This is a genomic window from Caballeronia sp. LjRoot34 (genome assembly GCF_964253815.1).
Taxonomy (GTDB): Bacteria; Pseudomonadota; Gammaproteobacteria; order Burkholderiales; family Burkholderiaceae; genus Caballeronia.
The window spans coordinates 217620-239024 of record NZ_CAXUSB020000001.1 but is presented as its reverse complement, the minus strand read 5'-3'; the positions used below and the strand labels follow the sequence as shown (position 1 = coordinate 239024).

21 protein-coding genes are annotated in these 21405 nt (G+C 61.2%); 11 read left to right on the top strand and 10 right to left on the bottom strand.

Features of this window, described 5'->3' with window-relative positions:
- Window positions 1-56: 56 nt before the first annotated feature.
- The 3 genes from ACSQ36_RS01090 to ACSQ36_RS01080 all read right to left on the bottom strand — a co-directional run bounded on the left by ACSQ36_RS01090 (window position 57) and on the right by ACSQ36_RS01080 (window position 3112).
- Window positions 57-1025 (bottom strand): MlaD family protein, encoded by a 969-nt coding sequence (locus tag ACSQ36_RS01090; RefSeq protein WP_436180638.1) that lies wholly within the window; start codon window positions 1023-1025, stop codon window positions 57-59.
- Between the two features lie 75 nt (window positions 1026-1100).
- The gene (locus ACSQ36_RS01085) at window positions 1101-1979 is read right to left on the bottom strand and encodes an ABC transporter ATP-binding protein (protein WP_213764718.1); all 879 of its coding nucleotides are present in this window, start codon (window positions 1977-1979) and stop codon (window positions 1101-1103) included.
- On the bottom strand, window positions 1979-3112 hold the full coding sequence (locus ACSQ36_RS01080; RefSeq protein WP_213764717.1) for an MlaE family ABC transporter permease: 1134 nt from the start codon (window positions 3110-3112) through the stop codon (window positions 1979-1981). The genes ACSQ36_RS01085 and ACSQ36_RS01080 overlap by 1 nt, the downstream gene beginning before the upstream one ends.
- Window positions 3113-3294: 182 nt before the next feature.
- Between ACSQ36_RS01080 and ACSQ36_RS01075 the strand changes: the two genes are divergently transcribed.
- From ACSQ36_RS01075 to ACSQ36_RS01065, 3 genes are read left to right on the top strand one after another with little or no spacing between them, the layout of a single operon-like run.
- Window positions 3295-4242 (top strand): biotin--[acetyl-CoA-carboxylase] ligase, encoded by a 948-nt coding sequence (locus ACSQ36_RS01075; RefSeq protein ID WP_436180637.1) that lies wholly within the window; start codon window positions 3295-3297, stop codon window positions 4240-4242.
- Window positions 4239-5075, top strand: coding sequence for a type III pantothenate kinase (locus ACSQ36_RS01070; RefSeq protein ID WP_436180636.1), 837 nt, complete (start codon window positions 4239-4241; stop codon window positions 5073-5075). The genes ACSQ36_RS01075 and ACSQ36_RS01070 overlap by 4 nt, the downstream gene beginning before the upstream one ends.
- A 13-nt stretch (window positions 5076-5088) precedes the next feature.
- The gene (locus ACSQ36_RS01065; protein ID WP_213764714.1) at window positions 5089-5328 is read left to right on the top strand and encodes a hypothetical protein; all 240 of its coding nucleotides are present in this window, start codon (window positions 5089-5091) and stop codon (window positions 5326-5328) included.
- 18 nt (window positions 5329-5346) lie between these two features.
- Here the strand turns inward: ACSQ36_RS01065 and rfaE2 are convergent, their stop codons facing one another.
- The 3 genes from rfaE2 to ACSQ36_RS01050 form a co-directional block, all read right to left on the bottom strand.
- Window positions 5347-5829: a D-glycero-beta-D-manno-heptose 1-phosphate adenylyltransferase gene (rfaE2, locus tag ACSQ36_RS01060; RefSeq protein WP_436180635.1), complete on the bottom strand. Its 483-nt coding sequence runs from the start codon at window positions 5827-5829 to the stop codon at window positions 5347-5349.
- A gap of 171 nt (window positions 5830-6000) precedes the next feature.
- Entirely contained in the window at window positions 6001-6873 is an 873-nt protein-coding gene (locus tag ACSQ36_RS01055; protein WP_213764712.1) for a ferritin-like domain-containing protein, read from the bottom strand.
- 520 nt (window positions 6874-7393) lie between these two features.
- Window positions 7394-8395 carry a MerR family transcriptional regulator gene (locus tag ACSQ36_RS01050; protein ID WP_436180634.1) on the bottom strand — a complete coding sequence of 334 codons (1002 nt, stop codon included), beginning with the start codon at window positions 8393-8395 and terminating at the stop codon, window positions 7394-7396.
- A 325-nt stretch (window positions 8396-8720) separates the two neighbouring features.
- On the opposite strand from ACSQ36_RS01050, the gene ACSQ36_RS01045 reads away from it, so the two are divergent.
- Genes ACSQ36_RS01045 through ACSQ36_RS01030 form a run of 4 tightly spaced genes read left to right on the top strand, consistent with a single transcriptional unit; the run spans window position 8721 to window position 12705 of the window.
- Window positions 8721-10025: an NAD(P)/FAD-dependent oxidoreductase gene (locus tag ACSQ36_RS01045; RefSeq protein WP_436180633.1), complete on the top strand. Its 1305-nt coding sequence runs from the start codon at window positions 8721-8723 to the stop codon at window positions 10023-10025.
- Window positions 10022-10870: a DUF1365 domain-containing protein gene (locus tag ACSQ36_RS01040; protein ID WP_436180632.1), complete on the top strand. Its 849-nt coding sequence runs from the start codon at window positions 10022-10024 to the stop codon at window positions 10868-10870. The genes ACSQ36_RS01045 and ACSQ36_RS01040 overlap by 4 nt, the downstream gene beginning before the upstream one ends.
- Before the next feature lie 6 nt (window positions 10871-10876).
- Entirely contained in the window at window positions 10877-12160 is a 1284-nt protein-coding gene (locus ACSQ36_RS01035; protein WP_436180631.1) for a class I SAM-dependent methyltransferase, read from the top strand.
- A gap of 26 nt (window positions 12161-12186) precedes the next feature.
- Window positions 12187-12705, top strand: coding sequence for a chalcone isomerase family protein (locus tag ACSQ36_RS01030; protein WP_436180630.1), 519 nt, complete (start codon window positions 12187-12189; stop codon window positions 12703-12705).
- Between the two features lie 42 nt (window positions 12706-12747).
- Here ACSQ36_RS01030 and ACSQ36_RS01025 read toward each other — a convergent pair whose 3' ends face one another.
- The 4 genes from ACSQ36_RS01025 to ACSQ36_RS01010 form a co-directional block, all read right to left on the bottom strand.
- Window positions 12748-13476: a PhaM family polyhydroxyalkanoate granule multifunctional regulatory protein gene (locus ACSQ36_RS01025; protein ID WP_436180629.1), complete on the bottom strand. Its 729-nt coding sequence runs from the start codon at window positions 13474-13476 to the stop codon at window positions 12748-12750.
- Between the two features lie 81 nt (window positions 13477-13557).
- Window positions 13558-14385: an enoyl-CoA hydratase/isomerase family protein gene (locus tag ACSQ36_RS01020; protein ID WP_436180628.1), complete on the bottom strand. Its 828-nt coding sequence runs from the start codon at window positions 14383-14385 to the stop codon at window positions 13558-13560.
- Between the two features lie 24 nt (window positions 14386-14409).
- A complete protein-coding gene (locus ACSQ36_RS01015) occupies window positions 14410-15588 on the bottom strand; it encodes an ABC transporter substrate-binding protein (RefSeq protein ID WP_436180627.1) in 1179 nt (392 codons plus the stop codon).
- Window positions 15589-15722: 134 nt separating this feature from the next.
- Window positions 15723-16709, bottom strand: a complete 987-nt coding sequence (locus ACSQ36_RS01010; protein ID WP_436180626.1) for a fumarylacetoacetate hydrolase family protein — start codon at window positions 16707-16709, stop codon at window positions 15723-15725.
- 293 nt (window positions 16710-17002) lie between these two features.
- On the opposite strand from ACSQ36_RS01010, the gene ACSQ36_RS01005 reads away from it, so the two are divergent.
- The 4 genes from ACSQ36_RS01005 (at window position 17003) to ACSQ36_RS00990 (ending at window position 21382) form a co-directional block, all read left to right on the top strand.
- A complete protein-coding gene (locus ACSQ36_RS01005) occupies window positions 17003-17866 on the top strand; it encodes an IclR family transcriptional regulator (protein WP_436180625.1) in 864 nt (287 codons plus the stop codon).
- Between the two features lie 191 nt (window positions 17867-18057).
- Entirely contained in the window at window positions 18058-19287 is a 1230-nt protein-coding gene (locus tag ACSQ36_RS01000; protein WP_436180624.1) for a DUF3108 domain-containing protein, read from the top strand.
- 559 nt (window positions 19288-19846) lie between these two features.
- Complete coding sequence (locus ACSQ36_RS00995) at window positions 19847-20104, top strand: BTH_I0359 family protein (protein ID WP_056358215.1); 258 nt, start codon at window positions 19847-19849, stop codon at window positions 20102-20104.
- A 189-nt stretch (window positions 20105-20293) separates the two neighbouring features.
- Window positions 20294-21382 (top strand): homocysteine S-methyltransferase family protein, encoded by a 1089-nt coding sequence (locus ACSQ36_RS00990; RefSeq protein ID WP_436180623.1) that lies wholly within the window; start codon window positions 20294-20296, stop codon window positions 21380-21382.
- Window positions 21383-21405 lie beyond the last annotated feature (23 nt).

Sequence of the window (21405 nt, the reverse complement as noted above, 5' to 3'; positions counted from 1 at the left end):
AAATTTCCGTGGGCAGCGGACCCGGGGCGGATGGTTCTGCGCCATGTTTTACAACTTCATTTCGATGGACTCGACGGCGCCGACGGCCACTGGAAACCCGGCTCACCGGGCCCCGGCGTCGGCTGCGGCGCGCCAAACAGCACGCTGCGCGGATTCCGGTTGAAGGTCTCGGCGGCACGATCCACGGAGCGCGCCGCGCTGCCCACGTCGTCGGCCAGGGAATTCACGCGTGGCAAGGTCTCGTAACCCACCCGCGCGGCCATTTCCTGCAACGACTCGTTGACTTCGTTCATCACCTGGCCGGCGCGTTGAGCGGCCTCGCCCGCTCGATTCATGTTGGTCACGAACGGGCCGTCCGCCCGGCTGAGGCTGTTCGCGAGCGCATTGGTCGACGCGAGTGTCCGGTCCAGTTGATTCAGCGTGCGCGGCAGTTGCTCCGCCACCGGGCCGACCTGCTTGCTCAACACCGCAATGCTGTCAGCGGCGCCTTGCAAGCTCTTCGCGGTTTGCTGCACCTGATCACGCATGTCGTCGGACAGGAATTTGTCGGCATCGTCGGCAATCCGTTCAAATTTTCTGATCAGGATGTCACCGCGTTGCTGCAACTGGTCGAACAAGCCCGGGCGCAATGGCAGCGACGCCACCTTCTGCGCCGATGAAACCAGCGGCGCGGGATTCTTGCCGGTATCGTCAAGCTGCACGAATGCAATCCCTGTCACGCCCTGGAAACCGAGCGTAGCGAACGTGGACTGCGTGATCGGCGCGGTCTTGTCGACCTCGATGCGGATGCGGATCTGCCCCGGATTGTTGTGGTCGAACTTGATGGACTCCACCTTGCCCACGCCAAGCCCGCGATACCGGACGTCCGCGTCGGTGTACAAACCCGTCACGTTGGTGCGCGCGACGAGGTCGTACGGCACGCGCACAGTGCGGTCCACGTTGAAAAAGAACACCGCGAGGCCGATAGCGACCAACAGCCCGATAGTGAACAGACCGGCCCAGAACGCATGGGATTTGTTTTCCATCAACAGGTTCCTTTTTTTACTACGTACTGCCAGAGCTTTCCTGAAAACCGTTCATGAGAACGCCCGTAAGAACGGCTAGAGTGCGGGGCCGCATGGCGCGTCTTCCAGCGCGATAGCCGGCAATTTTGCGCGGCGCTCGGGCGGTAGCGCCTGCAACGCGCGCCTGCCGCGCCGCCCGAGAAAATATTCGCGGATAAACGGGTGATCCACGGCCACCGCCTCTTCCACAGGAGCTGCCACCAGTACCCGCCGGTCGGCCAGCACCGCGACCCGTGTGGACAGCGCGACCATGGTATCGAGATCGTGTGTGACAAGAACCACGGTCAGCCCGAGCGCGCGATGCAGCGTGGCGATCAGATCGACGAATTCGTCCGATGCCTTAGGGTCCAGCCCCGCCGTTGGTTCATCGAGAAACAGCAATTCGGGTTCGAGCGCGATGGCCCGTGCAATCCCCACGCGCTTGACCATGCCGCCCGACAACGCCGACGGCATCTTGCTCATGTTCTTGCACGACAGCCCGACCATTTCGAGCTTGAGCATCACGAACTCGCGGATCAGGTCCTCCGGAATCTTGCCCAGTTCGCGAAACGGCTGCGCGATGTTGTCGTACACCGACAGCGACGAGAACAGCGCACCCTGCTGGAACATCATGCCGGAGCGCGTGCGCAGGATGCGCGCGGTGTCTTCGTCCATGTTTGCCCACTCGTCGCCGAGCACACGGATCGTGCCCGACGTGGGCGATTCCAGCCCGAGCATCTGCCGTACGAGCGTGGTCTTGCCGGAGCCCGATCCACCTAGCAACGCGAGGATTTCGCCGCGCCGCACTTCCAGGTTCAGATGCTCATGAATCACCGTACGGCCGTAGCGTTTCGTCACGTCCACGACTTCGATCACCGGTTCGGTGGTGACGGGTGTCGGTTTGTCGCGAACAGCGGATGCAAGGGTAGCCGACATCAGATGCCCACCGACTGGAAGAGGATGGCGAACACGGCGTCGGCGAGAATCACGATAGTGATGGATGACACCACCGAAGTCGTTGTCCCCTCGCCCAGGCTCTGCGAATTCGCCTTGATCCGGAAGCCAAAATGGCACGCGGCCAACGCGATCAGCATGCCGAACACCACACCCTTGCCGAGCCCGATCCACAGGTTGGCGATCGGCACGACCGAGGGCAGCGAGCGCGCAAAAAAGGACAGGTCGATACCCAATACCAGCTTCGCCGCCAGCGCGCCGCCGAGCAGCGAGACCATGTTGGTCCACATGACCAGCAGCGGCATGGCAATGCCGAGCGCCAGCACGCGCGGCAAGACGATCCGCAGGCCGTGAGGGATACCCATGACCTGCATGGCGTCGAGCTCTTCCGTCACGCGCATCACGCCGATCTGCGCGGTGATGGCGGAGCCGGAGCGGCCGGCGACCAGGATGGCTGACAGCACCGGCCCGAGCTCGCGGATCACCGAAAGCCCCAGGATATTCACGATGTACTGGTTCGCGCCGAACATGCGCAGTTGTTGCGCCGACAGGTAACTCAACACGATGCCGATCAGGAACGCCACGAGCGCCGTAATGCCGAGCGCCTGCGTGCCCGCGCTATAGATGTTCGCGGAGATTTCAGTCCACGGAATGCGCTTGGGCCGCCGCACCAGTCCGATCAGGTCGAGCACGAAGCCGCCGAACATGGCCAGGCCGCCTTGCAGATGCTCGACGAACGAGAACAGCATCAGGCCGAAACGCGTGATGGGATCGATACGATCCGGCTGCTCAGGCTCTTCACGATTCGCGTCAAGCAACGCGACCCGTTCAAAGATTTCCCTTTGCGTGTCCGAGAGCGTGACGCGCTCCGGCAACTTCCTGCCCCACACGCGCCACAGCGCCTGTCCGCCGACGTGATCGAGCCGTTCGATCGACAGGAGATCCCACTGCTTGATCGCTTCTTCGCCCACGCCGCGCAGCCGGTCCACCACGCCTCGCTTGGTGTTCGCGTGGTCGCGCGCCAGTGCGAACGCCGTCCACTGGCCGGAAAGCCGGACAACCTTGCCCTGCTGGCCGGACTCGACCAACAGGCCGGGCGGAGTGTCGAAGTTCAAGGCTTGAAAACGCTCCGGGTAGGGTGGAGGGAGAAGCCATTGTAGCGAAGGTACGTGGTGGAATCTCGAACAGGCGGGGCGTTGGCCAATCGGCCAGGGTTTCGGCACCCAGACGCGGTGCAACGATCGGCTTGCGCGTTTCCCCGGCCAGCTCCCAGGCGCCAGATCGCTACAATGCGGATATGAACTCATCCAACTCGTCTTTCCCGCTCGACGCCGCCTGGCGGATCGACCGCGACCGGCTGATGTCGCTCGCCGCGCGGCCGGTGCGCGGCTGGCCGATCGAGATCGTCGATGAAACGGGCTCCACGAATGCCGACCTGATGGCGCAGCTCAAGGAGCAGCCCCGCAACAAGACGTCAGCGTCGGCACCCGACTCGTTCTCGCCACGTTCGACGCTGAAGGCCGCCGATGGCACGCCGTTCGTGCGAGTTGCATACTTGCAGACAGCCGGCCGGGGCCGCCGGGGCCGCGCGTGGGTGGCGCAACCGGGCAATGCGTTGCTGTTTTCCATCGCTTGCGTGCTGCCGCGGGCGCTGGAAGGGCTCGCAGGCCTGAGCCTCGCGGTCGGCACGAGCGTGCTCGAAGCGCTGAACGGCTTGCCGCTGGCGGCATCGGCGAGACTGGCGCTGAAATGGCCGAACGACATCCTGCTCGACGACGGCAAACTCGCGGGCATCCTGATCGAAACCGCGTGGAATACGCCGCGGGCGAGCGCGGTGGTGATCGGTATTGGCATCAACCTGCACGGGGCGGCGGAATTGGCAGCCGAACTCGATGAAGCCCAGCGTCGAAACGCCCTTCCAGCGCCGGGAAATACGCCGGCATCGCTGTCGCGCGCGTGGCCCGAAGCGAATCTCACCGATACCCTCGCCGCCGTCCTGAACGCGCTCGATGCCACCCTCGCGCGTTTTGCCGCCGATGGCTTCCGCCCGTTTCGTCAGCAGTGGCTCGCCGCGCACGCGTACGCGGGACGCGAGGTGGTGCTGCTTGAGCAAGGCGTGGAAGTGGCGCGCGGCGTGGCAGTCGGTATCGACGATAACGGCCAGTTGCAGATCGATACGCCGACTGGCCTGAGAACCGCCACCACCGGCGACGTCTCGCTGCGGCTTGCGGAGCAACGGCCGTGAGCGAAGGACCGTTTGAAGGACCGTTTCTGCTTATCGATGCAGGCAATAGCCGGATCAAGTGGTCGCTGGTCAGCGCGGCCCAGGAAACGCTGAACGGCGGCGCGTTCGAGCACATCGACGTTGAAGCCGTTCTCGCGGATATAGCCGACTGGTCCAGTTTGCCGCGGCCCGCAAGCGCATGGATTTCGAACGTGGCGGGGCCGCGCGTGGGCGAGCGCATGACAGCCCTTCTTGATGCACGCTGGCCCGGCTTGCCCCGCACGATCGTGCGCGCTCAGGCGCAACAATCGGGCGTGACGAATCGCTACGTGGAACCAGCGGCGCTCGGCAGCGACCGGTGGTGCGGCATGATCGGCGCGCACGCCGCGTACCCCGGGGAAAACTTGCTGATTGCCACTATCGGCACGGCGACGACGCTTGAAGCGCTCCTCGCCGACGGCACCTTCACAGGCGGCCTGATTGCACCCGGCTGGCTGATGATGATGCAATCGCTCGGCACCCACACCGCACAATTGCCCACGCTTCCGCCTGACACCGCCCGCCGCGCAATCAGCTCATCCAACGGTATTTTCGCCACCGACACGCGTACGGCTTTGTCATCGGGATGCCTGCTCGCGCAGGCGGGCTTGATCGAGCGCGCGTGGCAGGATCTGCGCGCTCAATGGAACAATGGGAATAATGGAAACAACGATGTACGCCTGATTCTCAGCGGCGGTGGCGCCAGCGAAGTGGCGGGCGCGCTAAAGGTGCCGCATACTCGCCACGACTCCCTCGTGCTCGCGGGGCTTGCATTGATCGCTCGCGAAGCCGCCGTTTCCCGTTCACCTGATTGATGGAGCGCTTTCCATGTTGCGCTGGCTGCTCGCCTTGTTGGTTTTGGCAAACCTGTTGATGTTCGTTGTCGTACAAGGCGTGTTCGGACCGCTGCCGTCGGCCGGCGGACGCGAACCGCAACATCTCGACCGGCAAGTGCATCCGGAATTAGTACGGGTTCACCCGATCAGCCCCGAAGAAGCCGCCGATCAGGCCGTGGTCGGTGGTCCCGCGCCCGCCGCGCCGGTGCAGGCTGCGCCGCTCACGCAATAAGCGTTTCGGCCGACGCACTTATCCCTGCGTGCGCACTTTCTTGAGCAATGCAGTGGTCGAGCGATCGTGCTCGAACGCAATGGCCAGCGCCTTGCCGCCCCAGCTCCGCACCAGCGCTGATTCGGCCAGCTTGTCCATGTCGTAATCGCCGCCTTTCACCAGCACGTCCGGACGCAGTTCGCCGATCAGCTCCAGCGGCGTCGATTCCTCGAATTTCACCACCCAATCCACGCTTTCCAGCGCGGCCAGCAGCGCCATGCGGTCGTCTTCGCGATTGATCGGGCGGTCGTCGCCCTTGCCGAGCATGCGCACCGACGCGTCACTGTTCACACCGACAATCAGCGTTGCACCCAGCGCCTTCGCATCGGCGAGATAGGTCACATGGCCGCGATGCAGGATATCGAAGACGCCATTCGTGAAAACCACCGGCGACGCGAATTGCGGGCGCACTGCAGCGAGCGCGTCGCGCGTCATGATCTTGCGTTCGAAAGGAGCAGGCATGTCGGTAAGCGATGAGGGATTCAGAAGGACCGTAGTGTGCCACGCGGCCGGCCGCCTTCGACGCACGTTTCCGTCCAAGCGTGTTTGCGCAGGAAACGCACCCTTTATAAACAAAACAGCCCGCCGGTCACAAACCGGCGGGCTGTTCAGAACAACAAGTCGGAATTCCGGTCAGGCCGGCAGTTGCGACGCCGCTTGTGCAGCTTGCAGGCGTAACACCACTTCCTTGCGATACCGGTTCAACTCCTGCGCCGTCGCGAACGAGCGTTCGAACAGAATGGAAAGGTTATGCAGGATGCGTTCGACGACTTTCTTTTCCCAACTGTCGTCGAAGCGAATTTGTTCGTCGAGCCAGTGTTCGAGCCACTCCGGGTCCGGCAAACGCGACTGGATTGTGTCGCGCGGAAACAGCGCCTGGTTCACGTGGAGATTGGTCGGATGCAGCGGTTTTTCCGTGCGCCGTGCCGAAGCCATCAGGACACCGATCTTCGCAAACGCAGCGCGCGCGATATCGCCGGTCTGCGTCATGGCTTTCTTCATGTAACGCAGATACGCGCCGCCGTGACGTGCTTCGTCGCGTGAAATGGTTTCATAGATGTGCTTGATCACCGGCTCCGTATGCCATTCGGCCGCGCGCCTGTACCAATGGTTCAGGCGGATCTCGCCGCAGAAATGCAGCATCAGCGTTTCGAGCGGGGGAGCGGGATCGAATTCGAAGCGAACGGCGTCCAGTTCTTCTTCGGTCGGCACCATTTCAGGCTTGAAGCGCCGCAGGTATTCCATCAGCACGAGCGAATGTTTCTGTTCTTCAAAGAACCACACGCTGATGAACGCCGAAAAATCGCTGTCGTTGTGGTTGTCGCGCAGGAACATTTCCGTGGCGGGCAACGCGGACCATTCGGTGATCGCGTTCATCTTGATGGTCTTGGCTTGTTCGTCGGTCAGCAGCGCCGAGTCGAATTTGTCCCAGGGAATATCTTTCTCCATGTCCCAACGAACCGATTCCAGCGATTTATACAGTTCCGGATAAAGCATCGTGTTCATAGTCCACCCCTGGTTTGCAACATAGTGCGACAGTACTGTCTGTTGTAACTGTAGCCGGCTCGCGCGGGAACCGCGCCGCCAGCAGCGAAGCTTTCAATTTTACGCGGGAATCAGGCGCTCAGATGCAAAAACGGTAAAGAAGCGCCTGTCGCGTCCCTCTGCGACTTTCTGCCCGTTGCAAACGCGCGGCAGTAAGCGGCGTTGCAATGTCTACCGTGGGTGAGGAGCGAACCCTGTGCCTGAGGTAAGTACGAAGCGCGAGCTGTAATGAAGCTCGTTTAAAGCCTTTTTCAACACCTTGTTAAAAATTGTTGCCTGGGCGAAATCTTTGCCGGACTTCCGCCACCGTACGGCTGTGTACGCCGCGTGAAGCATGCCTTTCGCGCGTGACAGGCGCAAGGCGCAACACGTTTTACGCCATGCCCTGGACCGGACCATGAATCGTACCTTGGTCTCGCCGGGCGGCCCTCGCTGCATCAACCGTAGTGCGAAGTGGATGCTGCATCAAACAGGCTGTCGATCATAGCATGGCGGTATGGCGCCACTCCGCTACGGCGTCTTCAATCGGCCCAAGTCCAGCGACGTTCAACACGCCGTCAGGGAGCTTGCGCCGTAATGCAGGACTGCTACCGCCAACCCAGATTGCCACCTCCGGCGGCAGCACCGCGCGCAACTCCATGAGTCCGTTGACCACAGCCTGCATGGGCATGGAAGCGGAAAACGACAACGCGACGATCTCGATTTCATGGGCCGTAACGGCGTCGACGATGTCTTGCTGCGGCGTCTGTGTCCCGAGCGTCATGCATTCGCAATCGGCCAGCGCGAGCATGGCCTCGGCCATCAAGATGCCGAGCCCGTGCGCCTCGCCCGGCAAGGTGGTGAGCACCACCCGCGGGTGCGCGCCTCGTCCGCGCAAAGCCTCGGAGAGCGGGCGCATCAGCGAGCGCAGCGTGACCTGCAAGGCTTCACTGAATAGGTGCTCGTGATAGACCTGCAGCGTGCCTGCCGCCCATGCATTGCCCACCCTCGCCGACAACGGCGCGGCCACATCAAGAACGAAGCGCGCGAGCCCTTCGCGCGTAGCACGCCTGAGCAGCTCGAAGCGGAAGTCGTCGTATCGGCCTGCGCGCAGCAACTCAACGAGCCGATCGAGCTCCCCGTCCGGCGCGTCCTGTCCCACGCCTGAATCTTCCGCCAGTTGCTGTAGCCGCGTGATGGATTGCGGCAAGACTTTGCTCGGCCTGTGGCCCGCGTCCAGCAGACGCTTGACCAGCCTGAGCTTGGTCACCTGCTCTTGCGGATAGAGCCGCTCGCCGCCAGAAGATCGCAACGGTTGCGGAAAGCCGTAACGCCGCTCCCAGACCCGCAACGTGTCCTTCGTAAGCCCGATCTCGTGGGCAATCGCACCAATGCCAATACCCGCGATACCCGCCACAGCACTGTCCTCCGCCGTGCCTGTTGGGTCAGGATTCATCGGCGTCAGGCCTGCTGCTCCAGTCTCACCACCCACCGTAACGTTCATGGATTGGTCAGTTTCCGACGTATTTGTCATGGACAAAACTATTGAATAGATAAATTAACTGATGAAGAAAAATCACCTAAATTTCATTATTCGTAGACTCTAACAACAATTCTAAACATTATCGATCATAGAGAAATTTCTATTTTGTCGTGGACAAAACATCGTCAACGAATGGTCGTTTAATTCCTGCTGCGTGCATCCATCGCGACCGGGATTGCGTAAATCACCTTGAACGCGGCATGAGCAACCGCCGGCAGTTCCATACAAAGAGCCGTCAGAGCCATCAGGCCGTCGACACAAAGACAAAGACACACGGAGCAACGTCATGAAAGTTGCAGTAATCGGAGCGGGGATTTCTGGGCTCGCATGCGCCTATCGGCTGGCGAAGGCCAAGGCGGGCATCGACGTGACGCTGTTCGAGGCCAACAGCTACTTTGGCGGTCACACGAACACGATGGACGTGACACTCGACGGCATCACGCACGGCGTGGATACCGGCTTTCTAGTCTTTAATCGCCGCACTTATCCGAATCTGGTGAAGCTGTTCGAAGAACTCGACGTCCCGACCACTTCGACCGATATGTCGTTCTCCGTATCGCTGACAGACCGTCGGCTGGAATGGGCGGGCAGCGACCTGAACACGGTTTTCACACAGCGCCGCAATCTGCTGCGCCCGGCATTCCTGCGCATGCTGGCCGATATCCTGCGGTTCAACCGCACGACCACCGCGCTGGCGCTGGCTGGCAAGGACGTTCAACTCGCCGAGCCGGTGAGCAGTTTTCTCGAACGCGAAAAGTTTTCGACAGCATTTCGCGACTGGTACCTGCTACCGATGATCGGCGCAATCTGGTCGTGCTCCACGCCGCAGATGATGGCATTTCCCATCGGCACGCTGATTCGCTTTTGTCATAACCACGGCCTGCTGCAAGTCAACGACCGGCCGCGTTGGCACACCGTCAACGGCGGCGCACGAGAATACGTGCGGCGGATGCTGCCCGTCATAGGCGATGCCCGCGTGGGTGCGCCCGTGACATCGGTGAGACGCAACGTGCACGGCGTGGAGATTGATAGCGCGCGGGGGTCGGAACACTTCGATCACGTCGTGCTTGCGTGCCATAGCGACCAGGCGCTGGCCGTCCTCGCCGATCCCTCGCATGACGAATCGGCCACGCTCGGCGCGATCGGCTATGCGCCGAATCGCGCGGTGCTGCATACGGACGCTTCGCTGCTGCCGGCGCAACGCGCATGGTCGGCATGGAACTACGAAAGCCGCACCGGCGAGCTGGGCGGCGAGCCACAGTTATGCGTGCATTACCTCATCAACAAGCTGCAACCGTTGCCGTTCAAGACGCCAGTCATCGTCTCGCTGAATCCGGTACGTGAGCCGCGTCGCGACACGGTAATGCGCGAGTTCGCCTACAGCCACCCGGTCTTCGATCAAGCCGCTGTCCAGGCTCAACGCTCTTTGCCGTCGATGCAAGGCGTACGCAATACGTGGTTCGCAGGTGCATGGACTGGTTACGGTTTCCACGAAGACGGCTTGACGTCCGGGCTGGAAGCGGCCTCGAAGCTGACTGCCCTTGCGGCCCTTGCGACATTAAGCAGCACCGAACCGGCGCCTGCGGCATGAGTACGCCCACCCCTCAATCCTTCGATGCCCCCGACCTGCTGCTCGTCGGGCCCGTGCGGCACAAGCGGCTGCGCCCGGCACGCACCGCGTTCTCCTACGGCGTCTACACGTTGCGGCTACCGCTCCGCGCACGTGCCGCAAGGTTGGCCCAAGGTACGCAGCGCGACTCGCGCTTGTTCGCGACCAATCGATTCGGCTTACTAAGCTTTCACGACAGCGACCACGGTGCCGAGGGACAAACGGCGCTCCAATGGATCGAATCGATGCTGCATGAAAACGGCATCCACGACGCCACTGGCGAGATCTTCCTGCACACGTTCCCGCGCGTGCTGGGCTACGTCTTCAATCCCGTGAGCTTCTGGTTTTGCGAGCGCGCGGACGGCGCATTACGCGCCGTGGTCTGCGAAGTGAACAACACTTTCGGCGAGCGCCATTGCTACCTGCTCGATCCAGGCAGCGGCGTCCTGAACGGCACACCGCTCACCGCCGCGAAGGTTTTCCACGTGTCGCCGTTCTGCCAGGTGCAAGGGCACTACACGTTCCGCTTCATGTTTGCATCGCCGAAACGAGGGAAGCCGTTGCGCTCGCTGGCGCGCATCGACTACGACGACGGCGAGGGTCCGCTGCTGCAGACCAGCATCGCGGGAAGCGCTCGTCCGCTCGATGCCCGCAATGTGCTGCGCGTGTTCTTCGGTTATCCGCTGATGACGTTCGGCGTTGTCGCGAAAATTCACTGGCAAGCGCTGAAGCTGTTCTTCAAGCGCGTGCCGTTCGTGAGCAAACCCACTCCGCCGTCTGCGAACGTCTCGCACGAGCGGGCCGAATTGCCGACCAGGACCAGGTGACTTGCAATGTCGACACAGCCCTCCGCCCCTTCATCGCTTCGCAGCCCGGCCGCATCATGGTTCATCCGGCCCTTGCTGCGGACTCATCGCGCGCAGCGCAAACCCGCTGCCGCGCGCGTCGTGCTCAGGCTTTTGAGCCAGCTTCAACACGGCGTCCTCGATGTCCACCTCCCCGACGGCACCACGCGCCGTTTCGGACAAGCGCCTGACGCCGCCGGCAACCCGCCGTATGCGCGTGTCGTGCTGACCAACTGGAACGTGTGCGCGGCGGCGCTGAAGAGCGGCGATATCGGTTTTGCCGAGACCTACCTGGCGGGCGACTGGCATACCGACGATCTCGCCGCGCTGCTCGACATCATGGTGCGTAACCGCACGACGATCGAGGCCGTCGTCTACGGTTCGTGGTTCGGCAAGCTGACGAATCGCTTCCGGCATCTGCGCAACGCGAATACGAAGGAAGGCAGCCGGCGCAACATCCACGCACATTACGATCTTGGCAACGCGTTCTACAAGCTCTGGCTCGACGGCACGATGACCTATTCGAGCGCCCTCTTCGACGGCTCGCCGGACCAGACGCTCGACGACGCGCAACGCGCGAAATACCGGCGATTGTTGAACGAATTGAAGCTCGAAGGCGTCAATCCAGGCGTGCTGGAAATCGGTTGCGGCTGGGGCGGATTCGCACAACTCGCTGCAAGCGAAGCGAAAGCGAACGTGACCGGCCTGACACTGTCCACCGAACAGCTCGCTTACGCGCAGCAGCGTCTGGCGGACGCGGGGCTCAGCGACCAAACCGATCTTCGCCTGCAGGATTACCGCGATACCCACGGCCAGTTCGACGCGATTGCATCGATAGAAATGTTCGAAGCAGTGGGCGAGGAATATTGGCCGAGCTACTTTGAATGCATCAAGCGCAATCTGAAGCGCGGCGGGCGCGCATGCGTGCAGACGATTACCATCGACAACGCGCTGTTCGATCGCTACCGGACGAGTACCGACTTTATCCAGCAGTATATTTTTCCAGGCGGTATGCTGCCTTCGCCTGCCGTGTTCGTGCAATCGGCGGAACGCCACGGGCTGAAAGTGGTCAACCAGTTCTCCTTTGGCCGCGACTATGCACGCACGCTCAGGATGTGGCGCAATGCGTTTGTTGCGCGGCTCGATGAGATTCGTGCACAAAGATTCGACGAACGATTCATCCGCTTGTGGGACTTTTACTTATGTTATTGCGAGGCCGCGTTCGCGCACTCGAACACCGACGTCATCCAGTTCACGCTGGAACACGCCTGATCGCAAGGATCGCCGCGCTTGCTCTGGTGCTGATTGTCTTACCGCTGCAGGCGTTTGCTTTCGATGCCGCTCCGGTCGTGCGTCAGACGATTCCCCAGGCGCGCGTGCAGGGCGAAGGCGAGTTGCGCATGTACGGTTTTCATATCTACGACGCCAAGCTGTTTGTCGGGCCAACCGGTCTGTCGAGCAAGGAATTGACCGCGCGGCCGTTTGCGCTCGATATCGAATATGCGCGCGCTTTCAAGGGCCGCTCGATCGCTAAAAGAGGTCGGGAGGAAATGGACAACCTGAAGGTAGCCAGCAAAGAGCAGACGGAGCAATGGCAAGAGCAGATGGAGGAAATCTTCCCGGACGTGCAGCCGGGAGATCATGTCATTGGCATATTCGTGCCGGAACGTGGCACGACGTTTTATGCCGACGATAAGGTTATCGGCACTATTCCCGGCGACGACTTCGCTCGCGCATTCTTCTCGATCTGGCTCGATCCGCGCACGTCGGCGCCGGGCTTGCGCAATCAGTTGCTTGCTAACGGCGCGGCGCAGTAGGTTGGCGTTTCAACCTCGCCGCCACGCCGCTTGAAGCATGAATCAAAGCGGTTTCTTTCGTGGCGCCGCTTTCCTGGCAGGCGTTTTCTTCGCCGCGGCTTTCCTGGCCGCTGGCGGCGCGTCGGCTTCGGGCGGCGCGGTGGCTTCGGACGGCTCTATCTCGTCATCGCCGTCGTCATCGCCGTTTTCGTCTTCATCCGTGCTCATGCTCGGCGTCGCCGCGCCAGCATGTTGTTGCGCCATCGCCAAGGTCGCCAGGCTGTTGAATTGCGATTGAAGCATGTTCCACCAGCCCGACGGATCGAATGAAGCGTCGCTCACGCCAGCTTCATTGGGCGTCTCGGTTTCGGGCTCGGCCTTCGGCTCTTTCCCCGGCGGCGCAGGCCACCCGGATGCGGCCGATGGCGCCGACGACGAAGCCTTCTCCACCGACGACTGCGCGAACGCACCGAACGCGCGCAACGTGGCTAGCGTCGCGCGCTGCACTTCCAGCGCCTGGATAGCCGATTGCAGCATGTTCAGGTTGAGCTTGAGCCATTGCTCGACCGCGCGCATGTCCTTGATGCGCTTGTCGAGTTCTTCAACGTTCGTGAGCGGCGCAAGCATGTCGGACATCATGGACAGCGACGGCGACCCGCCCGGTGCCGCGGCTGCCGCGAACGGGTTCAGCTTCATCATGTCCCACATCTTTTCCATCATGTCGCCCTGGGGAAAACCGGTCATGCCTGGGAAACTTCCAAAGGGCGACGTACCGCCGGGCGTATCGGTCATGAGACTTTCTCCTTGATGCTGCGGGTACGTATAGGGATCGGGATCGGGTAAAGGGGAAACTACAAACTGGTCGATGCGGATCTAAAACGGCGATCCGCCCGGGAAATCGGGCGCGCGCCGCTCACGCAGCGACTTGATGCCTTCCTGCACATCGGGCCCGGAAAAGCCCATGAATTCGAGCGCCAGCGAGGTATCGAAGGCCGGGCCGGCCGTTCGCAGCCAGTTGTTCAGCGCATATTTCGTCCAGCGGATGGCGGTCTGCGAACCTTGCGCCAGACGGTTCGCGACGTCGAACGCTTTCGTCAGCAAGTCGCTTTCGTCCACCGCCAGCGACACCAGCCCGATGCGCTCCGCTTCCTCACCGCTCACGGGTTCGCACAACAGCAGGTAATACTTCGCTTTCGCCATGCCGCACAGCAACGGCCACACGATTGCCGCGTGATCGCCGGCGGCCACGCCGAGCCGCGTGTGTCCATCGATAATGCGCGCAGTTTTCGTCGCGATGGAAATATCGGCGAGAAGGCCTGCAACCAGTCCCGCACCGACCGCCGGTCCGTGCATGGCTGAGACGATCGGCTTGCTGCAGTTGATCACGTTATAAACGAGATCACGCGCCTCGCGCCAGACCCGCGCGCGGACCTCGAAGTCGGAGGCCATCTGTTCGACCAGATGCAGGTCGCCGCCGCCTGAAAAACCTTTCCCCTCGCCGCGAATCAATGCGACGCGCGTGTCTGGATCGCGATCGATATCACGCCAAATATCCGCCAGTTCGCGATGCATGTTCGCATCCGCGGTCGCGAGTCCGCTCTTGTTCGCGCCCGCACCGTTCATGACGATTTCGAGCACACCGTGGTCATGCCGCCGCAATTCCAGCGACGTGTAATGCGCGTACAGAGAAAGGTCGCTCATGGCCGTGCCTTAGCTAAAGAAAGATCAACGCGGTTGATAGATCCACTTGCCGTTCTCGATCTCCGCTATCACGCGGGCACGCTGATCGAGACCGATATGATCGTTCGGCGTCATGTTGACAAGGCCGTTCGAGTCCGCAAAATTCTGCGTGTTTTCCAGCGCATCGCGTAAAGCGGTACGGAACTCAGGCGTGCCCGGCGCCCCCGCTTTCAGCGCAATCGGCACCGCGCGGTTCAGCAACATACCCGCGTCCCATGCATACGAGCCGAACGCCGAGACCGACCCCGCGCCGTACTTCGATTCATACAGCTTGATGTAGTCGAGCGCGAGATGTTTCGCCGGATGATCGTCGGGCAGTTGCGATGCGACGAGTACCGGGCTCGTTGGCAGGAACGTGCCGTTGCAATCCGCCCCGCACACGCGCAGGAAGTCCCGATTGCCCGTGCCGTGGTTATGATAAATCGCGCCCTTGTAACCGCGTTCTTTCAAGGTCTTCGGCGGCAACGCGGCAGGCGTACCTGCTGCACCCACGACCACCGCGTCCGGCTTCGCCGCCATGATCTTCAGCACCTGTCCGGTCACGCTGGTGTCCGTCCGGTTGAAGCGTTCGTTGGCTACCATCGTTATGTGGTGAAGCTGCGCGAACTTCGCGACTTCCACGTAGAAGGTCTCGCCAAGCGCGTCGGCCTGCCCGATGTACGCCATCGTTTTCACGCCATGATTGCTGGCATGTTCGGCAATGGCGGATGCCATCATGGCGTCGGTTTGCGGCGTCTTGAAGACCCAGTGGCGCTTGGCATCCACCGGTTCAATGATCTTCGACGACGACGCGAGCGAGATCATCGGCGTCTGACCATCGGCGACCACATCGATCATGGCGAGCGAGTTCGGCGTAATGGATGAACCGATGATCGCGTCCACGTGATCTTCGGAAATCAGCTTCTTCGTGGTCTGGACGGCTTGCGTGGTGTCGGAGGCGTCATCAAGAATGATGTAGTCCACCGGGCGGCCGCCCATTTCCTTCGGCAGCAACGCGACGGTGTCTCGTGCCGGAATGCCGAGCGACGCGGCCGGTCCCGTCAACGACAACACCAGCCCGATCTTCACATGCGGCGTCTGCGCCCAGGCTGCCGTTGAAAGTGTGATCAAGACACCCGCCGCCAACTGCCTGAACGCCGCTCCCCATCCGCCGCCTGACTGCATCGAAGTCTCCTTGTTATGGGTGCGCCGACGCAGTTTTTTGTAAGCGTTTCGACGCAATGCGGCTAAGTGTAGGGCGGCGCAGCATGGGCGCGCATCGGGCGAAACCCCTTACTGGCGGCGTCGCTATTCATCGGTTATTCATTCAACGCCACGACCGACTGATCGATTGCACCAAAAATCGACTTGCCGGCTTCATCGAATATTTCGATCTTCACGCTGTCGCCGAACTTCATGAACTCGGTTGTGGGCGCGCCGTGCTCGATGGTCTCCAGGCAACGCTTCTCGGCGATACAGCAATAACCGCGCTTCGTATCCTTGTTCGAGACCGTGCCCGAACCCACGATCGATCCCGCGCGCACATTGCGGGTCTTGGCCGCGTGGGCGATCAACTCGCCGAAGTTGAACACCATGTCCGTGCCGCAATCGGGCTGGCCGACTTTCTTGCCGTTCCAGTGCACGATCATCGGCCGATGCACACGACCCTCGCGCCACGCGTCGCCAAGTTCGTCCGGCGTAACCGCGACCGGCGAGAACGCCGTGGCCGGCTTGCTCTGGAAAAACCCGAAGCCTTTGCTAAGCTCGGCGGGGATCAGGTTGCGCAGCGAGACGTCGTTGACCAGCATCAGGAGGCGGACGTGCCTGAGCGCGTCGGCGGGTTTGACGGTCATCGGCACGTCGGATGTGATCACGGCCACTTCTGCTTCGAAGTCGATGCCGTAAGCCTCCGATGCACACACGATATCGTCTTCAGGTCCGAGCAGATCGTCGCCACCGCCTTGGTACATCAAGGGATCGGTCCAGAATTCGGGCGGCATTTCCGCTTTGCGGGCGCGTCGCACGAGTTCGACGTGGTTCACGTAAGCCGAGCCATCGGCCCACTGGAACGCGCGAGGAAGCGGCGCCATGCAGGCTTTGGGGTCGAAAGCGAACGAGTGGCGCGCGCGGCCCTGGTTCAGCGAATCCGAGAGATCCAGCAACTGGGGCGCGTAAAAAGTCCAGTCGTCCAGCGCGCGTTGCAGCGTCGGCACGATCGCGTCGGCAATGGCCGCCGTGCGCAAATCACGCGATACGACGACCAGTTGGCCGTCGCGCGTTCCGTCCTTCAGCGTGGCAAGTTTCATAAGCCGTTTTGTACGTTTAGTGACGATGGAGGAAATCTATTTTACGATGGTGAATCATGTCGGGGCGGTTTTGGGATGATTCGGGCTGATGCGGTGGAACGGTTCGCTGCGTTTGGCGGTTCGTTTTCAGGGCTGGTGGACGTCCGTTTTGAGCGGTGATGGCGTTTGCCGGTTGCCGTTTCAAGCAGTTGCTTTAGCTATTTTTAGCTATTTGCCGTCGCCATTCAGGCCGCTCACGCGCCTCCGGCCTAACCTCGTTTTGTGAACCGGCTCACGCCGTTATCGATTTCTCCATGTCCTCTCCCAGCCGTCCCGGTTCGTCCGTGTTGCCTTCATCCGAACAGGCCGAAGCCGACGATGTCCTCGACTCCGCCGACACCGCCGACACCGCCGAGGAAAAGTCCCGCTCCGGCATCCAGTCGATCGAAGTCGGCTTCCGCCTGCTCGACGTGCTGACCAACGAGCCGCGCGCGATGATGCTGCGCGATCTCGCTCAGCGCGCCGGCATGAGCCCGGCGAAGGCGCATCGTTACCTGGTGAGTTTCCTGCGGCTTGGCGCGGTCTCTCAGGACCCGGTATCCGGGCGTTATGAGCTGGGTGGTTTCGCGTTGCAGATGGGTTTGGCGCGCCTCGCCCGGGTCGATGGCGTCAAACTCGCACGCATCGCGCTGACGGGATTGCGCGACCGGCTGGACCTGACGGTGGGGATCGCGGTATGGGGCAATCAGGGTCCGACGGTCGTGCACTGGATGGAGTCGAGCTATCCGGCGAAGGCTTCGTTGAAACTGGGCGATGTCATGCCGCTGTTGTCATCGGCGACGGGTTTGCTGTTTGCCGCGTGGCTACCGCGCAGCAAGACGCAAGCGATGCTCGATCGCGAACTCGCCGCCACACGGCAGTCGATGGCAGATATTGAACCGGTGCTCGCCGAGATCCGTGCACACGGCGCGGCGCGCGTGGAGGGCATGTTGCTGCCGACCATCCATGCGTTCTGCACGCCGGTGTTCGACTCGACCGGCGACCTCGCGCTCGGGCTGATTGCGCTCGGCCACGAAGGATCATTCGATACCCGCTGGGGCGGCGAGATTGACACCGCCTTGCGAGAATGCGCCGGACAACTTTCTTACGAACTCGGGTATAAACCGGGCGAACGGTAAGACTTGAGGATCGTACGATGCTTAACGAGTGCGGAACATCGCGGCGTGCCCGCGAGTCATATGCGTTTCGTGCGCGTTTCGCCTGGTCCTGCCTGGTCCTTTGATCATTCGCGTTCTGTCATGATCGTTGCCGATTGTTCCCTCGCAGCGTTTTCCCGCTTGCCCGACCACGCGCGTTTCTGAGCTAGCCGATGCCGTTCTCCCTGCTTCGCCGCCGTCGCGCCACTGCTGGCGCATCGTCCGACAATTCATCCGCCGACCATTCCCTTCGATGGGTCGTGTGGCTGATCGTGCTGCTCGTCGTTCTCGCACTGCATTGGGTCGCGGGGCGCTGGGTGGACAGGAGCGGGAACGCATCGAATCCGGAGCCGGCTGAACATGTCCCGGTGCAGGTCGAGTTGCTAACGCCCAAGCCGGTAGTGCAAGCGCCGGTGCCTGTCGCGCCGCCTCGGCCCGCTCCCAAGCCCAAGCCGTCGCCCCAACCCACGCACGCCATCACGACGGCGCAGACTGAACAGGCGGCACAGGCAACTCAAGCAGCACAAGTGGCAAAAGCAGCACAAGCAGCACAAGCAGCTCAGGCCGAGCAAGCGGCTCAAGCAGCGGCAGCGCAAGCAGCAACCGCACAGGCCGCGGCGAAAGCCGCGAGCGATGCGGCAGCTTCTCAAGCAGCCGCCGCCGCAACCGGCGATAAATTCAGCGTCCCGCCCTCGGGCGAACTTCGTTACGACACGCGCATCAATGGCGTGATGAACCAGATCGGCAATATCCACTGGCTCAACGATGGCCAGCACTACGAGATGGTCGTCTCCATCCCCCTGCCGTTTGTCGGACCGTATGTGTATTCCAGCGAGGGCCATATCGACGGATTCGGCATTGCGCCTGAGCAATACTCGGAGCAGCGTGGCCGCCGCGCCGCCGACATCACCGTCTTCGATCGCACCACGAAGCAACTGGTCTACACCCGCACGCCGAATAACCAGCCGCTTGCCGATGGTGCGCAAGACCGTTTCAGCGTGGTCATGCAATTGTCGACTCTGGTGCGCGGCTCGCCCGATACTTACAAGCCCGGCGTAGTGCGTCAATTCAGTGTTGCCGATAACGACAGCAACGAGATCTGGCCGATAGAAACCGTCGGCGATGAAAACGTCCAGACCGCTGACGGCAACATACAGGCTCGCCATTTCACCCGCCTGCCACGACGCGAAGGTGATCGCCGGCGTCTCGACATCTGGCTCGCACCTGCACTGGGTTGGCTGCCCGTGCGTATTCTGCAGACGGAGCCGAACGGCATGCAGATCGAGATGCTCTGGCGCGGCAAGCTGCAAGCGCCGTCCACCACGCCAGGTCAATCCGGTGCGGGCACGCCGGATGCGTCTGAAGATGCAGCGCCCGTCGCGCCTGAATCCGACAAGCCCTGATATCCGCTCGATTTAACGCAGGCTTAAGCCAGGCCGTGTAGTCTGGGGTAAAGATTCGACGAAAAACTCCGTTAAACAGGTGATGCCAGAACGTGCAAGGATGTGTGAGGAGAGTTCGATCCCGAACTGATGCCGCGTGTCAACAGAGCCAGTATCTAAGTGTCGATCAAGCGGTCAGGCATCGGGTGAAATGGTTGTACGTACATCGGTTGAAGGTTTCGTCAGGGTCGTGGAAACGATCCGCGATTTCGCTTTGAGGGCGCAATTGACATCGATTAAAACGCCTGAGCGAGTCATTACCGGCGATGCGGACGAAAGCGGTGGTGGATTCAAACATGAATGCAAGATTCGCAATACTTGACGTGTCATATCTGTCCCCAGTAGAAGAAACACAGCGTTTCAGGGCACTTCTGGAAACATTTTTGCGGGAGAATGTCTAACAAAGGTCCTCGATGGGCTTTCGGTATCAACGTCGAGGCCACCCCTTGAATTCCAACCCAAACGCTCAATGTAAGACGGTGAAACGCCTTACGGGCAAACAGGAATAAGGAGTGTCGCCATGCAAATGATCTACAACAGCCCTAACTATTGTGTAGTCGAATTCCCGCCGCAGGACAATCATCTCGCGATGAAAGCGGGGGGTTACGAGATCGTGGACAAGACCATGCAGCGCGAAATCTTCATTGACGGCGCACTCGCGGCGCGTTTTCGCGAGCATGTCCAGAAGTTGATGCAGGAAGAACAATCGTTGGAGGACGTGGACGAGTTTCTCGGCCAGTTCGACATCTTGATGAACCAGCCGGTGATCCTCCATTAAGCGTTTTACCTTGGCTAAGCGGTAAGAACACCCAGCGACACCTCCCAAAACCCCGCCACGAAAGTGGCGGGGTTTTTTGTTCATGACGCTTGATTGCCGGGTGTTTTGGAAAGCGCCATAAGAAAGCGTTCGTGCCCTACTACAGATACAATGTCAGGTTATTTCAGCCTGTTTGGAGCCATGTCGATCATGAATCCGTCCGCCGCCATTGATGCCCCGAAATCCGCCGCAAAGCGCCGCCCGTACACGCGCGGCGCCGTGTTGCCTGCCCTTTTGCAACAGCGCATTCTCATCCTCGACGGCGCAATGGGTACCATGATCCAGCGCTACAAGCTCGACGAAGCGGCGTATCGCGGGGAGCGTTTTGCCGACTATCCTCGTGACATCAAGGGCAACAACGAGTTGTTATCGATCACGCAGCCGCACGTGATTCGTGAGATCCACGACCAGTATCTGGCTGCCGGCGCGGACATTCTTGAGACGAACACCTTCGGTGCGACGACCGTGGCGCAGGCCGATTACGGCATGGAATCGCTTGCGGTCGAAATGAACACGCAGTCGGCAAAGCTGGCGCGCGAGGCTTGCGACAAGTACTCGACGCCGGACAAGCCGCGCTTTGTCGCGGGCGCGATCGGGCCGACGCCGAAGACCGCGAGCATTTCGCCGGACGTCAACGACCCGGCCGCGCGCAACGTGACCTTCGACGAACTGCGCCAGGCCTATTACGAGCAGGCGAAGGCGCTGATGGATGCGGGCTGCGATCTGTTCCTGGTCGAAACCATCTTCGATACCTTGAACGCAAAGGCCGCGTTATTCGCGCTCGATCAATTGTTTGAGGACACCGGCGAACTGCTGCCGATCATGATTTCGGGCACGGTGACCGATGCTTCGGGGCGCATCCTGTCGGGGCAAACGGTCGAGGCGTTCTGGAACTCGCTGCGTCATGCGCGGCCATTGACGTTTGGTTTGAATTGCGCGTTGGGCGCGGCGCTGATGAGGCCGTATATCGCTGAATTGTCGAAGCTTTGCGACACGTATGTCTCGTGCTACCCGAATGCGGGTTTGCCGAATCCGATGAGCGATACAGGCTTCGATGAAACGCCCGATGTCACGTCCAGCTTGCTGAAGGAATTTGCGCAGGCGGGGCTGGTGAATCTGGCGGGCGGGTGCTGCGGGACGACCCCGGAACATATCGCGGAAATCGCGAAGGCACTGGCTGATGTAAAGCCAAGGAAGTGGCCGTCGCATTATCGTGAAGATGAGACCGAGACGGTTTGATTTGCTGTTTTCCTACTGGAACT

Bases quoted from the DNA above. Each gene is read 5' to 3' on its own strand.
- ACSQ36_RS01090 (WP_436180638.1), bottom strand. From the start codon at position 1,025: ATGGAAAACAAATCCCATGCGTTCTGGGCCGGTCTGTTCACTATCGGG.
- ACSQ36_RS01085 (WP_213764718.1), bottom strand. From the start codon at position 1,979: ATGTCGGCTACCCTTGCATCCGCTGTTCGCGACAAACCGACACCCGTC.
- ACSQ36_RS01075 (WP_436180637.1), top strand. From the start codon at position 3,295: ATGAACTCATCCAACTCGTCTTTCCCGCTCGACGCCGCCTGGCGGATC.
- ACSQ36_RS01065 (WP_213764714.1), top strand. From the start codon at position 5,089: ATGTTGCGCTGGCTGCTCGCCTTGTTGGTTTTGGCAAACCTGTTGATG.
- rfaE2 (WP_436180635.1), bottom strand. From the start codon at position 5,829: ATGCCTGCTCCTTTCGAACGCAAGATCATGACGCGCGACGCGCTCGCT.
- ACSQ36_RS01055 (WP_213764712.1), bottom strand. From the start codon at position 6,873: ATGAACACGATGCTTTATCCGGAACTGTATAAATCGCTGGAATCGGTT.
- ACSQ36_RS01050 (WP_436180634.1), bottom strand. From the start codon at position 8,395: ATGAACGTTACGGTGGGTGGTGAGACTGGAGCAGCAGGCCTGACGCCG.
- ACSQ36_RS01045 (WP_436180633.1), top strand. From the start codon at position 8,721: ATGAAAGTTGCAGTAATCGGAGCGGGGATTTCTGGGCTCGCATGCGCC.
- ACSQ36_RS01040 (WP_436180632.1), top strand. From the start codon at position 10,022: ATGAGTACGCCCACCCCTCAATCCTTCGATGCCCCCGACCTGCTGCTC.
- ACSQ36_RS01035 (WP_436180631.1), top strand. From the start codon at position 10,877: ATGTCGACACAGCCCTCCGCCCCTTCATCGCTTCGCAGCCCGGCCGCA.
- ACSQ36_RS01025 (WP_436180629.1), bottom strand. From the start codon at position 13,476: ATGACCGATACGCCCGGCGGTACGTCGCCCTTTGGAAGTTTCCCAGGC.
- ACSQ36_RS01020 (WP_436180628.1), bottom strand. From the start codon at position 14,385: ATGAGCGACCTTTCTCTGTACGCGCATTACACGTCGCTGGAATTGCGG.
- ACSQ36_RS01015 (WP_436180627.1), bottom strand. From the start codon at position 15,588: ATGCAGTCAGGCGGCGGATGGGGAGCGGCGTTCAGGCAGTTGGCGGCG.
- ACSQ36_RS01010 (WP_436180626.1), bottom strand. From the start codon at position 16,709: ATGAAACTTGCCACGCTGAAGGACGGAACGCGCGACGGCCAACTGGTC.
- ACSQ36_RS01005 (WP_436180625.1), top strand. From the start codon at position 17,003: ATGTCCTCTCCCAGCCGTCCCGGTTCGTCCGTGTTGCCTTCATCCGAA.
- ACSQ36_RS01000 (WP_436180624.1), top strand. From the start codon at position 18,058: ATGCCGTTCTCCCTGCTTCGCCGCCGTCGCGCCACTGCTGGCGCATCG.
- ACSQ36_RS00995 (WP_056358215.1), top strand. From the start codon at position 19,847: ATGCAAATGATCTACAACAGCCCTAACTATTGTGTAGTCGAATTCCCG.
- ACSQ36_RS00990 (WP_436180623.1), top strand. From the start codon at position 20,294: ATGAATCCGTCCGCCGCCATTGATGCCCCGAAATCCGCCGCAAAGCGC.